The sequence below is a fragment of the Parundibacterium terreum genome (assembly GCF_014636315.1).
Lineage (GTDB): Bacteria > Pseudomonadota > Gammaproteobacteria > Burkholderiales > Burkholderiaceae_D > Undibacterium > Undibacterium terreum.
This window is the reverse complement of record NZ_BMED01000001.1, coordinates 1,403,393-1,416,331: the sequence shown is the minus strand read 5'-3', so window position 1 is coordinate 1,416,331 and position 12,939 is coordinate 1,403,393. Positions and strand designations below refer to the sequence as shown.

Below are 12,939 nucleotides of genomic sequence, written 5' to 3'. Positions count from 1 at the left end.
TGTCGTGGCGGCGCGTGAAACGGTAAGCGGTTTTCTATGGTCTGATGCTTGAGTAGTTAAATTTCTCGGAGCTTGAATGGACACAAGATACGATGCAATCGTGATAGGCACCGGCCAGGCCGGTCCTTCTCTGGCAGTAAAGCTGGCCAAATCCGGCCGCAAGACGGCGATCATAGAAAGAAAATTATTCGGCGGAACCTGCGTCAACGTCGGCTGCATACCGACCAAGACCCTGATTGCCAGCGCCCGCGCGGCCCATATCGCGCGCCATGCTGCCGATTATGGCGTGCAGATAGACGGCAGCGTACGGGTGGATATGCAAAAGGTGAAGGCTCGCAAGGATGCAGTCGTACGCGACTCCAATCAGGGCGTTGCAAGCTGGCTCAAAAACACACCCAACCTCACGGTGATAGAGGGCCATGCGCGCTTTATCGGCCCCTATGCGCTGAGCGTGGACGCGGCGCATACGCAATTCCAGATGCATGCGTCGGAAATTTTCATCAATGTAGGCGGCAGGGCGCTGGTGCCGGATATTCCCGGCCTTGCCGAGATCGACTACCTGACCAATTCCAGCATGATGGACGTGGATTTTCTGCCGCCGCACCTGCTGATCATAGGCGGCAGTTACATAGGTCTGGAGTTTGCGCAGATGTATCGCCGCTTCGGCAGCCAGGTGAGCGTGTTTGAAAACGGCTCGCGCCTGATCAGCCGCGAAGATCCCGAGGTGTCGGCTGCAGTGCAGGCCATACTGGAAAAAGAGGGTATCGCCGTACATTGTAATGCCAAGAATCTGCAATTGCGCAAGAATGGAAAGGACGTCGTGCTCAGCTATGCTGCCGATGGAGCCGCAGTGCGCAAGGAAATCAGCGGCTCGCACATGCTGCTGGCGGTGGGCCGCGTGCCGAATACGCAGGACCTGGGGCTGGATAAGGCCGGCATCGCCACCGATGCGCGCGGCTTTATTACCGTGGATGATCAGTTGCACACCAATGTCACCGGCATCTGGGCGATGGGCGATGTGAATGGCCGCGGCGCATTCACACATACTTCGTATAACGATTATGAAATCGTGGCCGCCAATCTGCTGGAGCAGGAAGAGCGTAAGGTGACCGACCGCATCCCGGCCTATGCCTTGTTTATAGATCCGCCGCTGGCACGGGTGGGCATGAACGAGCAGGAAGCGCGCGCCACCGGGCGCAAGATACTCAAGGCTAAGATGATGATGACGCGGGTAGGGCGGGCAAAAGAGCGCGGCGAAACCCAGGGCTTCATGAGCGTGCTGGTGGATGCCGCCAGCAAGAAGATACTGGGCGCCAGCCTGCTCGGCATAGAAAGCGATGAGGCGATCCACTGCATCATGGATGTGATGTATGCGGGCGCGCCGTATACGACCATCACCCATGCAATGCACATCCATCCCACCGTGTCCGAGCTGATTCCTACCATGCTGGGGGATTTGAAGCCGCTGGAGTAATGCCGGCGGCTAGGCTTATGTAGCTGATTGCTCTGCAAGCCGGGAATCGCGCCGGTACTGGCCGGGACCCACGCCGAAGCTGCGCTTGAATACCCGGTTGAAGGCCGCCTCGGATTGGTAGCCGACCGCTTCTCCAACTTCACCCACGGAACGCCGGCCTTGCGCCAGCCACTGCGCCGCCTGCGCCATGCGTATCTGTAGCAGCAACGTGGCCGGCGTGATGCCTGCCACCTTGTTGAATACCCGCGCAAAGGTAGCGCGCGACATGTGGCAGGCTGCCGCCATATCCTTGAGTTCCCAGGGTTTTTCCGGTGCGGCCAGTATCTCCTGCAGCAAGCCCTGCAGGCGTTCTTCGGCCAGCACCGCCAGCAGGCCGGATGCGGATTGCGCCTGCTCCATCCAGGCCCGTATTACCAGCGTAAAGAGCGCGGACGACAATTGCGATACCACTGCGGTAGCGCCGGGCCGCATCGCTTCGGTTTCCACGCGCAGCATCGTCATCAATGTCTGCAGGCCGGCAAAATCCGGCCGCTGTGCGGTGCGCACCAGCATCACATCGGGTAGGGCATTCAATAGCACTGCCGAGGCCTCGGCATCAAACCTGAATTCGCCGCACAAGATATCGGTGGTCGGGCCCTGGCCTGTATTGCTGATATAGGTCACGGATTGCGATTTATCCGGCTCGTGCCATGGCGCTCCGCCTGCTTCGGCATCCATGTGCAGCCGGTGCGCATCTCCTTTTGGAAAAACAATGATGTCGCCGGGCTGCAATGCAATGCCTTTTTCTCTGGCCGCATCCAGCCAGGCCGTGCCACTGACAATCAGGTGATACGGCGCAATTCCCAAGAGAACCCCATCATGATCCAGTATCCAGGGAGCTTTGAAATGGCAGCGTACGTCCAGAGCAGTGCGCAGGGGGTAGAGCGCCAGCAAGTGGCTTAAAGTATCCATAATGAGTATGTTTGAGACGTTTGAGCAAATTATAGCGCTTTTCAAGCATTAAAAAATACATGGTCCTTGCCTATACTTCCTCCATGCCAACACGACGTTGACATCGCAAAACTCTCAAACTTTTTAAGGAATTATCATGACACGTCTTTTCAACCAACCTGTATCCGAAGCCACTGGCCAAGCTGCTCAATTGTTTGGCGCGATTAAAAGCGCAGTCGGAATGGTGCCAAATGCCTACGCTTCTCTGGGCAACAACAGCCCGGTTGCACTGGAAGCGGTATTGACACTGGATGGCGCTCTGAAAAAAAGCAGCCTCAATGCCAAGGATATCGAAGTGATCAAACTGGCCGTCAGCGAAGCAGTGAATTGTGATTATTGTATTGCTGCCCATACCGTATTCGGTAAAAAAACGGGCCTGAGCCGCGAAGCTATCCTGGCAATCCGCCATGGCCAGCCTTCTGGCGATGTGCACAATGATGCGCTGGCAAGTTTCTCGCGTTATCTGATCACTGCCCACGGTACTGTGCCTGTAGAAGTATTGGCTGCCGTCAAAGCGGCTGGTATCAGTGATACGCAGATTGCGGATACCTCCATGGTTATTGCTGCCATCACCTTCACCAATATCTTCAACCGCATCAATGATACTACTCTTGATTTCCCAGCGGCTGACTAAGCTGATTGGGCTGATTAGGATGACTAATGCATGACAAGAACACATCCGGGAGCAGTGTGACCCTACTTGCACCGCACCCGGACATGGCTTGATGAAATTAATGGAGGATATATGGAAACCACAGCAACAGTAACCGTCTACAGCACCAACACCTGCCCTTATTGCGTGATGGCCAAGCACCTGCTGGGCGCCAAGGGCGCTGCGATGACCGAGATTGATGTCGGCAGCGACTATGAGCAATTGCAGCAAATGATGGCCCGCAGCGGGCGCCGCACCGTGCCGCAGATCTTTATCGGCGATGTGCATGTCGGCGGCTATGATGATCTGCTGGCGCTGGACAGGCAGGGCAAGCTGGACACGATGCTTTGATTTGACTAGGATGTGGGCGCCACTTCAGGCTATCCGATAGCCGGCTGATACATAAATACACAAGTCCCATCCCGGTCTATAATCTTTCGCACCAACCCGGCTCATGCTAGCAAGCAGATGCCGGCGAACCTAAACGCGAAAGAGCAGGCCAGCATGAACGCAGCAATAGTAATCCTCAGCATCAGCGGCGCCATCACGATAGGCGCGATGAGCCCCGGCCCCAGTTTTGTGATGGTTGCGCGTACCGCAGTCACCTCCGCGCGCGCCAATGGCCTGGCGGCAGCGCTGGGCATGGGCATAGGCGGCAGCCTGTTCGGCACTGCCGCGCTGCTGGGCATGCAAACCTTGCTGGCTTCAGTGCCGGTGCTGTATATGGTATTGAAAGCTGCCGGCGGTGTTTACCTGGCTTATCTGGGTTACCGGATCTGGAAAGGTGCCAATGCACCGTTGACGATGGCGGCCGACGGTGAACAGGTGCCGCGCAGCAGTGCAAAACGTTCCTTTCTGCTGGGCCTGGGTACGCAGCTCAGCAACCCCAAAACGGCCATCTACTATGCCAGTATCTTCGCATCGTTGTTGCCTCGCGAGGTACCGCTGGCGCTGATCCTGGTACTGCCCGTTATTATTTTTATCATCGAAGCCGGCTGGTACAGCATCGTCGCGATGGTGCTGTCGTCAAGCTCACCGCGTGATGCCTATCTCCGCTATAAGGCATGGATAGACAGGGTGGCAGGCGGCGTGATGGGTTTGCTGGGCTTGCGGCTGGTGGTGACGGCTGCAGAAGTTTAGCTTTGATAGACTGAGAATCCTTCAGGCGTAATACGACTGTATTCAAAGATTTTATTTTCGAGTTATTGATGTAGGACTCGATAGGTACCCAGTTTAGTCATACTTTCATTCTCAAAATTTGCAACAAACTTATATCCCTTATACCTATGAATAAAAAATTGAAATTATTCCTTCCTATGCCAGATGGCAGTGGGAATAGAGAAATTGAGCACAATGGATCTGTGGTTATAGTCGGTGCTAATGGTTCCGGTAAGAGTCGTCTAGGAGCATGGATAGAAAAAAATCCCCCGGAGGGTGTAATTGTTCACCGAGTTTCTGCACAGAGGGCACTGGATTTACCCGAATTCGCAATTGTTAAATCTTTGGAGCAGTCTGCTAACGATTTGTTATGGGGGAACGAAGACCCAAGATTCGCGAATATTCAACATAAGTGGGGGCATCGATGGGGAAACCGTCCAGAAACTCATATGCAAAACGATTATGGGAAAGTTCTCTCGACTTTATTTGCGCGGAATGCAGACAGAGATCGGAGACATACTGCTGAAACCCGTGAAAAACAACAATATGTACCTGTGCCTGATGGACCAATTGAAAAATTGGTGGATCTTTGGAGCGAAATCCTTCCTCATAGAGCGTTAAAGCTCGAAGACGGAAAGGTTAGCGTTAGGCATGTAGCACTAGGCCAGGAATATCACGGCAAAGAAATGAGTGATGGGGAACGGGTTGCCTTGTATTTAATGGGGCAATGTTTATGTGCACCACCTGATTCAATTTTAATCATCGATGAGCCAGAAATTCACCTTCATTCGTCAATAATGCAATCGTTGTGGAACAAGCTTGAAGAGGCGCAGCCTGATTGTCTGTTTGTATACATCACTCACGATTTGAATTTTGCTTCTACTAGAATAAGTACGACCAGTATTTGGATTCGAGAGTTTGACGGAGGAAATAGATGGAGCTGGGAGGTGGTGCCGGAAATTGACGAGTTCCCTGAAAGTCTTTTGCTCGAATTATTGGGGAATAGGCGGACTATTGTCTTTGTAGAGGGCGAAAAAGGAGGAAAAGATCATTCCATTTATCAGTCGATATATAGAAACCATCATGTGGTTCCGAGAAACGGCTGTCAAAAGGTGATCGAGTCTTCAAGAGCCTTGCGTCTTAATGCCGCATTCCATCATATAAACGTATTCGGCCTTATTGATAGAGACTACAGAACTGATGACGAAATTAAAGGATTGGCGGAATCAGGCGTGCACTGTATCAATGTAGCCGAGATTGAAAACATTTTACTTAGTGAAGAGATTTTACGTCTTGTCGCAAAAAATCAACTTATTGATCCAGATGACGTCGTAAAACGAGCGACTGAAATGGCGAAAAAACTTCTTGAGAATGACGTCATGCGACAGGTGTCTCAAAGAACCTATCGCATCGTTGAAGATAAATTGAGGCAAATAAATACGAAAATAGAAGGTTTGGACGCCATAAAAAAATCTATAGCTGACTCAGTAGCTTCGATTAATGTAGATGTTATATTTGAAGAGAATTTAGTTCTTTACACAAATTTGGTCGCTAACGGCAATTTGAATGAAATTCTGAAGTATTACAATAATAAAGGATTAGTTTCGAGTATTAGTTCAATTTTCGAATTAGGTAAAAATGGGTATGAAAAACTTGTGCTGCGGATGTTGAATTCCGATGAAAGAGAAGATGTGTTGGCAGGTATGAAGCAATATGTTCCCCAAATATGAGGTTATGATTTAAACATATAAGATTCGTAAACGGTTTACGGATCCGGTTCATCCTGAACCAGAGACGCATCCAGCACTTTTTCAAACTCTGCCGTTCTCTCCACCATGGGCACATGGCCGGAGCCGGGGATAACGGTCAGTTCCGCATTGCTCAGCAAGGCTTTCAAGTGCACTGCCTGCGATAGCGGCGTGATCGTGTCTTCCTTCCCCCAGATCAGGTGTACCGGAAATTTCACTGCCAGGTAAGAATCCAGCTTGTCGCTAAGCCAGGTGCCCCGCTCGGCCAGCAATTCAGGCAACCATAGTGCCACTGCCTGGTAAGTGCCGGACAAGGAGAGTGGTTGCTGGTAAACCTCCACCCAGGCTGGTGTGATCTTCTCCTTGTCGGAGACAAAGGATTTCATCAGCGTGCTGGTAAATGCCGGGTTGGTCAGCATCGCGGCGCTCAGCGTCTGCGCCAGCCATTGATGGCGCAGCGCATGTTGCAAGCCAGTGTCGGCGCCATCGGTTTGCTCCGTATCCAGGCCCAGCGCGGCGCAGATCAGGATCAGTTTGTTGACCCTTTGCGGTTCGCGCAGCAGGGCTTCCATCAGCGGGGCGGAGCCTATCGAGTGCGAGACAAACACGGCCTTTTGCACGCCCATGCTGTCCAGTGCGGCGAGAATGCGGGTGGCTTGCGCGCCTTTGTCATATTTGCCGGATGCCGGCGGCACGGAATAGCCGAAAGGCGGCAAATCAATGGCGATGGCGCGATAGCCGCGCCTGGCGGCAACCTTCATTGAATTGCGCCAAATCTCGCTCCACGCGCCGGTGCCATGCACAAACACGATGGCGGGCGCATCTTCTTTACCCATCGTCTGCACGAATATCCTGGAGTCTGCGGCGGCCACGTAAAAGCCGCCGACAGGCTTGCTTTGCTGCCGGTCTTCGCTCTGGTGCAGCATGCTGTAAGTGACGGCGAGCAGCACCAGTGCGAAGAGGGAAAACATCAGGAGCAGCACCGTTGCTGCAAGTATTCTGCCTATTTTTCGGGTAGAGGAAATAGCCGCTTTATTCAGTTTGGCACCATGCTGGTATCTTTGAGGATGTTTATCCGGTAGATTTTACGTGCAATTTTACGGGCAATGCTAGAATGTTGGTCTACATTGCCGGCACGCCCTCAATACATATCAATTTGCCTTCAAAGCCCGCTTCAATATTTTCCCGGTTGCAGTCATCGGCAATGCAGCGACTACTTCTACTATCCGTGGATATTTATAGGCTGCCATTTTTTCCTTGCCCCAGGCCAGCAGTTCTTCCGATGTAGCCTGCATGCCGGGTTTCAGTGTGACCACGGCCTTGATTTCTTCTCCGTGCGTATCATGCGGCACACCGATGACGGCGACCTGGGCCAGCGCAGGGTGGCTCATCAGCACTTCTTCCAGCTCACGCGGATAGACGTTGAAGCCGCCACGGATGATCATGTCCTTCAGCCTGTCTACCACATAGAAATTACCCTGCTCATCGGTCTTGCCGATATCGCCGGTATGGAACCAGCCATTGCGTATCGCCTCGGCAGTTGCTTCCGGCCGCTTGTAGTAGCCCTTCATCACATTGTGGCCGCGCACGACAATCTCGCCGCGCTCGCCGGGTGGCTGCGGTTCGTCGTTTTCATTGACGATGCGTACTTCCACGCCCAGCGCAGGCTGGCCTACGCTGCCGGGAATGGACGGCACATCCATATAGCTGAAGGTGGCAACCGGGCTGGTTTCAGACAGGCCGTAGCCTTCCAGGATCTTGATGCCGAATTTTTCTTCAAACTGGTGTATTACTTCCACCGGCAACGCCGCGCCACCGGATGCGCCCAGCCGCAGATGGGAGGCAATTTCTTTCAGGTCGTGCCGCTGTTCTGCGCCGGGCAGGTTCAGCAGCGCGATATACATGGTCGGCACGCCGGCAAAGATGGTGACCTTGTGCTTTTCCATCGCAGCCAGGGCGGCATCCGGATCAAAACGCGCCAGCAATACCATGGTTGCACCGGCGGCGATGCAGGCATTCATCTGTACGGTCTGGCCGAAAGTATGGAATAGCGGCAGCACCAGCAATTGCGTATCGCGGCTGTCCATCTTCATCAGGTGCAGGCAGATGTGGATATTCATCAGGATGTTGGAGTGCGTCAGCTCTGCGCCCTTGGGCGTGCCGGTGGTGCCGGAGGTATACAGGATGACGGCGGTATCGTTGGCATCGGTCAGTTCTATGTCAAACACCGGCGAGCGGTTCTTCATCAGCATGCCCAGCGTGCTGCAGCCTTCAATTGGCGATGGCAAAGCAGGGTTGGCGGTGATCATCACAAAATGTTCGCAGCCCGGCGTTTGCTGGAATCCCTCCCAGCCTTCCTTGCCCATCGGCAGTTCTGGCGTACCTTCAAAGCACAGGAATGCCTTGGCGTCGCAGTCCTGCAGGTGGTAGGCCACTTCACGCGCTTTCAGCAGCACGTTGATCGGCACCAGCACCGCGCCCAGCTTCAGTACGCCGTAATAGATGATGGGGAAGTAGGGCAGGTTGGGGCAGGACAGTACGACCTTGTCGCCCTTGCCTATGCCCAGTGCGGCCAGGCCATTGGCTACCTGGCTGGTGGCAGCGTCCAGTTGCGCATAGCTGATGGTGGTATCGCCAAAGCAGAGTGCGATTTTATTCGGCATCAGCGTCGCATTGCGGCTGAGGTTGGCTGCGTAATTGATCATGCTGGTCTCCTGTCGACAGTGTGGGATTTCCCTGTTTTTTTATGTGCGACTGATGTGCGTCAGGTGGATGAACTCCTGCGCTACCGATCTGGCGTCGGTTGAAATGATTCTACCCGAACGCGTTGACAGCCTGTGCAAAAAATGCATGACTGCCTGTTCGTGCGATATTTACTCACAAAAAATGTGAGCAATCCTGTGGATAAGTTGGATTGCTTGTATTCAAGTGCTTGATTTTAAATAATATTGTTATCCTGCCTAAAACTCAGGCAAAGCCGGCAGTGTTGCGAGCATGCAGAAACAACGGAGCCGGCATCCAAGCTCGTGCAGGTGTTGACCGATGCCGTCAACTTGGCATACACTCCGGCTTCAGGTGTTTAGGGACGCCTGCCCGCACAAGAGGCTCTCACCCTAGGATTGCTCATCTTTCATTCTTGATGTCATTGATATGATAAGCGCGTGTTTCGTTTGGCGACAGCGGGGTAGCCAAAAAACGAACAGGAGCATTGTCATGTTATCCCAGCAGCACCCTTATACCCCGCAGCATCCAGATAGTCCCTTAGCGATTGTGACCGGCGCCGGTTCAGGCATAGGTTACGCACTTTCCCTGGCTTTATCGGCACGGCAAATCGACGTGCTTGCCATCGATTGCGATATCAGCGCGCTGGCCGGTTTGCCGCGCATCCACGCCCATCAGATCGATGTCACCGATATAGCCGGCATGCAGCAGCTTGCCGATAGCCTGGCCCACAGGCCGGTACAGTATGTCTTTGCGAACGCAGGAACCGGCGCGCCCGGCAGCATGCTGTCGGCACCCTTGCCCGCCTGGCAGCGCGCCTGGGACGTGAACGTGATCGGCGTTTTGCACACGCTGCGCTGCTGGTGGCCGCATCTTGTGGCGGGCCAGGGCAAGGCAGTCGCAACGGTCTCCACCGCCGCGCTGCAATGCTATCCCGGCGCGGCCTTGTACCGTGCCACCAAATCCGCCTTGCTGAGCGCGCTGGAAAGCCTGCACTATGAGAGCAGGGGAAGCAGCGTCGCGCTGCATGCGCTGTGCCCCGGCCTGGTGCAAAGCAATATCGCTGCGAACAGTATTAAAAGCGGCATCAAAAGCAGCGGAGAAACTGCTGCAGAGACCCGCCCGACTGACCCTTTCTCCACGTGGCTGCAGCAGGCGATGAAAACTGCGGAAACAGCCGAACACTTTGCTGCAAGGGTCTTGGCGCAATTGATAGACGATGACGATCCGCCGCCGTTTTACTGGCTCACGCATGCAGAGAGCCTGCCCTGGATAGAAGGAAGGCACCGGGCGGTGCTGGCGGGCCAGCCGTTTGCCGATTTTGGAGTGGGACCATGAACGCCGTCCTGAACGCCACCCTGAACGAACTGAAAACCCGTGCGCGCTTGTTGCTCAATGCGCTGGAAAGTGTGCAGCTGCAAGCACTGGCCCGCGCGCAGCGCATCAGCAAAAAGCGCCGCTGGCCGCTGCCGGATGAATGGCAGCTCAAGCATTGCCTGAATATCGTCGCTGCCGAAGCAGGCTTTACCCAATGGGACCATGCGCGCATGGTGCTGGGCGGCGAGGCCAGGCCGGGTGATGATGTCGGCGAATTCTGGTGCGAATCAGAAGGCGCTGTTTTCCTGAACCACTGGTTTGCCGATTACCAGTTGGCGCTGGAATGCCTGAACAATGAGGCTCGCCGTTATCTGCTGCCTTACCGCCGCCAGTTTGTCGTCACCAGCGAACATTATTTGCGGCATCTGGGCCTGGACCCGGATGATGCCGCATGGGATAGCATAGGCCGCAATCTGGTTACCGGCTACGGTAGCGAGGCCTGGCAGCACCTGAGCGAACAGCGCTTGCGTGCCAGGCGACCGGCACTCGCAGCAGATGCAGCAGATGCAGCAGGCAAGCAGGGAGGCGGGCATGGACAGGCTTAGGAAATCGCAACTGAAGTTTGCCTACAAGATGGCTTTGCCGCCGCATGGCCTGTATGTGATACGCAACCTGGCTACCGGCGCCTGCTATGTGGATATCAGCACCAATACCACCAGCATGTTGAACCGCCACCGTTTTGAGCTGGTGCGCGGCAATCATCGATGCAAGGCGATGCAGCAAGACTGGAAGCAATACGGCGACGCCGGCTTTGTGATGGAAGTGTTGCAGCCTTTGGAGGAAAGGGCAGAGCCGGATTTTGATTATGCGGCGGCACTTGCCGAAATGCTGAAGCAGTGGCGCGAAAACAATCCGGCACTGGTGGAGAAGCTATACAACAGTTAAAGCAGCAATAAAAAAAGCCCGGAGAACCAAATTCTCCGGGCTTTTTTCATCAGGCTTGCGGCGGTGTATAGGGGCCGAGATAATCGCGCTTGCCTATGGCTACTCCATTGTGGCGCAGGATGTCATGCGCGGTCGTCACGTGAAAGAAGAAATTGGGAATGGCGAAGGTGAGCAGATAGTCATCGCCCTTGAAGCTGGGCTTGAATTCGCCAAAACTCAGTGTCACGGTGCGGGTTTCGCTTTCATTCAGCAAGGCCGTATCCACGCTTTCCAGATAAGTGATCGTGCTGGCTATGCGCTCTTCCAGCTCGACAAAGGTGGTTTCCTTGTCGGCAAAGTGCGGGGAGGGGATGCCTGTCAGCCGTTCTATCGCCAGCTTAGAGGTGTCGCTGGCACGCTGTACCTGCGCCGACAGCGGCAGCATATTCGGCGCCAGCCTGGCGTTGATCAGCACTTCGGAAGGGATGCTGTGCTCTTGCGCATGGGCGCTGGCCTTTTCCAGCAAGCTGGACAGCACGCGCAAACCGCGCACAAAGACCGGTACAGAAACGCGGTACATGGAAAGGGACATGGTGGGCCTCCTCATCGTTGGGGATTTTAAACACTCGGCTGAGCGATTCTGCAATTTCGGATAGAGTAGCAGCTTAGTAATTTTCGTGCTCATCTCGCTAAAAGGATAATGAATGAAAGTCATCTTGACCGGACACACCCGCGGCCTGGGCGCTGCCATTGCCAAAAAACTGTTGTCAAGCAACATACCGGTGCTGGGTCTGGCGCGCGCCCGGAATACCGAACTGGCAACCAGCTTCCCAGAGTTGTTGACCCAGGTAACGCTGGATTTGTCGGATACCGCTGCGCTGGCAACATGGTTGATAAAAGATGTATTGCAGCAATTTATCGGCGATAGCAGTTCCGTGTTGCTGATTAATAATGCCGGTATGTTGCAGCCAGTTGGCCCGCTGGAAGTGCAGGACCTCACTTCCATTGCCCGCACCGTCAGCGTGAATGTGACAGCGCCCTTGATGCTGAGTGCCGCCGTTGCTGCTGCCAGCAAGGAAGTCGCAGACAGGCGTATTGCCCATATCTCCAGTGGCGCGGGCCGCAATCCCATGCAGGGCTGGAGCATCTATTGCTCCAGCAAGGCTGCCGTTGACCAGCATGCGCGTGCCGCAGCGCTGGACCAGAGCAATGGCTTGAAAATCTGCAGTATTGCCCCCGGCATCATCGACACCGATATGCAGACTGAAATCCGCGCAACGCCGCTGGAAAAATTTCCGCAGCGGGCAAAATTTGAAGGATTTAAAAGCAACGGCGACCTGGTTAGTGCGGACGATTGCGCGAGGCGCCTAGTGGATTATCTGCTGGGCGACAAGTTCGGCGAACTGGCCATCGCGGACTTGCGCGAAGTAAATCCCTGAGTGCATCCTTGCGTACGCAGACCGGGAGCGTCTGCCATACCGGAAGCAAACATCTGCAAACATCAGCAAGGAGAAGAAATGCCGGAATTTACATGGGTGATGGATGATGCGGAGGTGGATTGGGACGAGCTATCGGAGTTATACCGCATCGCCCCGCTGGGGATCAAGCCGGCGCAAAACCTGAAGCTGGTGTTTTCCAATAGCCGCTACAAGTGCTTCATCTACGAGCAAGGCCGTCTGGCAGGCGCGGGGCGCGCACTGGCCGACGGCCTGGATTGTTCCTATATCTGCGATGTGGTTGTGCACCCCGATTTCCAGGGCCGGCAACTCGGCAAGGCCCTGGTCGAGAAACTGGTCGCGCTGTCGCAAGGACACAAAAAAATCATCCTGTATGCCAATCCCGGCAAGGAGGGTTTTTATAGCAAGCTGGGATTTCGCCCGATGAATACCGCGATGGCGATTTTTGCCAATCAACAGCAGGCGATAGAGTCCGGCATACTCAGCTAGTACACTGCA

At 54.5% G+C, this 12,939-nt stretch carries 14 protein-coding genes; 10 read left to right on the top strand and 4 right to left on the bottom strand.

What is annotated here, in order from left to right:
* Positions 1–76 precede the first annotated feature (76 nt).
* Positions 77–1,474 (top strand): FAD-containing oxidoreductase, encoded by a 1,398-nt coding sequence (locus IEW12_RS06655; protein ID WP_188565147.1) that lies wholly within the window; start codon positions 77–79, stop codon positions 1,472–1,474.
* A 15-nt stretch (positions 1,475–1,489) separates the two neighbouring features.
* Here the strand turns inward: IEW12_RS06655 and IEW12_RS06650 are convergent, their stop codons facing one another.
* Positions 1,490–2,425 (bottom strand): AraC family transcriptional regulator, encoded by a 936-nt coding sequence (locus tag IEW12_RS06650; RefSeq protein ID WP_188565146.1) that lies wholly within the window; start codon positions 2,423–2,425, stop codon positions 1,490–1,492.
* A 136-nt stretch (positions 2,426–2,561) separates the two neighbouring features.
* Here IEW12_RS06650 and IEW12_RS06645 point away from each other — a divergent pair, with 136 nt between their 5' ends.
* The 4 genes from IEW12_RS06645 (at position 2,562) to IEW12_RS06630 (ending at position 6,004) form a co-directional block, all read left to right on the top strand.
* Positions 2,562–3,098, top strand: coding sequence for a carboxymuconolactone decarboxylase family protein (locus IEW12_RS06645; protein WP_188565145.1), 537 nt, complete (start codon positions 2,562–2,564; stop codon positions 3,096–3,098).
* Positions 3,099–3,209: 111 nt separating this feature from the next.
* Positions 3,210–3,467, top strand: coding sequence for a glutaredoxin 3 (gene grxC / locus IEW12_RS06640; protein ID WP_188565144.1), 258 nt, complete (start codon positions 3,210–3,212; stop codon positions 3,465–3,467).
* 153 nt (positions 3,468–3,620) lie between these two features.
* On the top strand, positions 3,621–4,256 hold the full coding sequence (locus tag IEW12_RS06635; RefSeq protein ID WP_188565143.1) for a LysE family translocator: 636 nt from the start codon (positions 3,621–3,623) through the stop codon (positions 4,254–4,256).
* A 146-nt stretch (positions 4,257–4,402) separates the two neighbouring features.
* On the top strand, positions 4,403–6,004 hold the full coding sequence (locus IEW12_RS06630; protein ID WP_188565142.1) for a DUF4435 domain-containing protein: 1,602 nt from the start codon (positions 4,403–4,405) through the stop codon (positions 6,002–6,004).
* Positions 6,005–6,039: 35 nt separating this feature from the next.
* On the opposite strand, the gene IEW12_RS06625 is transcribed toward IEW12_RS06630, so the two are convergent.
* A complete protein-coding gene (locus IEW12_RS06625; protein WP_188565141.1) occupies positions 6,040–6,993 on the bottom strand; it encodes an alpha/beta fold hydrolase in 954 nt (317 codons plus the stop codon).
* Between the two features lie 180 nt (positions 6,994–7,173).
* On the bottom strand, positions 7,174–8,727 hold the full coding sequence (locus tag IEW12_RS06620) for a long-chain-fatty-acid--CoA ligase (RefSeq protein ID WP_188565140.1): 1,554 nt from the start codon (positions 8,725–8,727) through the stop codon (positions 7,174–7,176).
* A 508-nt stretch (positions 8,728–9,235) separates the two neighbouring features.
* Between IEW12_RS06620 and IEW12_RS06615 the strand changes: the two genes are divergently transcribed.
* From IEW12_RS06615 to IEW12_RS06605, 3 genes are read left to right on the top strand one after another with little or no spacing between them, the layout of a single operon-like run.
* Positions 9,236–10,081 carry an SDR family oxidoreductase gene (locus IEW12_RS06615; RefSeq protein ID WP_188565139.1) on the top strand — a complete coding sequence of 282 codons (846 nt, stop codon included), beginning with the start codon at positions 9,236–9,238 and terminating at the stop codon, positions 10,079–10,081.
* Positions 10,078–10,665 carry a hypothetical protein gene (locus tag IEW12_RS06610; RefSeq protein ID WP_188565138.1) on the top strand — a complete coding sequence of 196 codons (588 nt, stop codon included), beginning with the start codon at positions 10,078–10,080 and terminating at the stop codon, positions 10,663–10,665. Before IEW12_RS06615 ends, IEW12_RS06610 begins: the two co-directional genes overlap by 4 nt.
* On the top strand, positions 10,652–11,005 hold the full coding sequence (locus IEW12_RS06605; protein WP_188565137.1) for a GIY-YIG nuclease family protein: 354 nt from the start codon (positions 10,652–10,654) through the stop codon (positions 11,003–11,005). The genes IEW12_RS06610 and IEW12_RS06605 overlap by 14 nt, the downstream gene beginning before the upstream one ends.
* Before the next feature lie 49 nt (positions 11,006–11,054).
* Here the strand turns inward: IEW12_RS06605 and IEW12_RS06600 are convergent, their stop codons facing one another.
* Entirely contained in the window at positions 11,055–11,564 is a 510-nt protein-coding gene (locus tag IEW12_RS06600) for a DUF1993 domain-containing protein (RefSeq protein ID WP_371874516.1), read from the bottom strand.
* A gap of 124 nt (positions 11,565–11,688) precedes the next feature.
* Between IEW12_RS06600 and IEW12_RS06595 the strand changes: the two genes are divergently transcribed.
* Together IEW12_RS06595 and IEW12_RS06590 are read left to right on the top strand one after the other, a co-directional pair.
* Positions 11,689–12,423 carry an SDR family oxidoreductase gene (locus IEW12_RS06595; protein WP_188565135.1) on the top strand — a complete coding sequence of 245 codons (735 nt, stop codon included), beginning with the start codon at positions 11,689–11,691 and terminating at the stop codon, positions 12,421–12,423.
* Positions 12,424–12,501: 78 nt separating this feature from the next.
* Complete coding sequence (locus IEW12_RS06590; protein WP_188565134.1) at positions 12,502–12,930, top strand: GNAT family N-acetyltransferase; 429 nt, start codon at positions 12,502–12,504, stop codon at positions 12,928–12,930.
* The last annotated feature ends 9 nt before the right edge of the window (positions 12,931–12,939 follow it).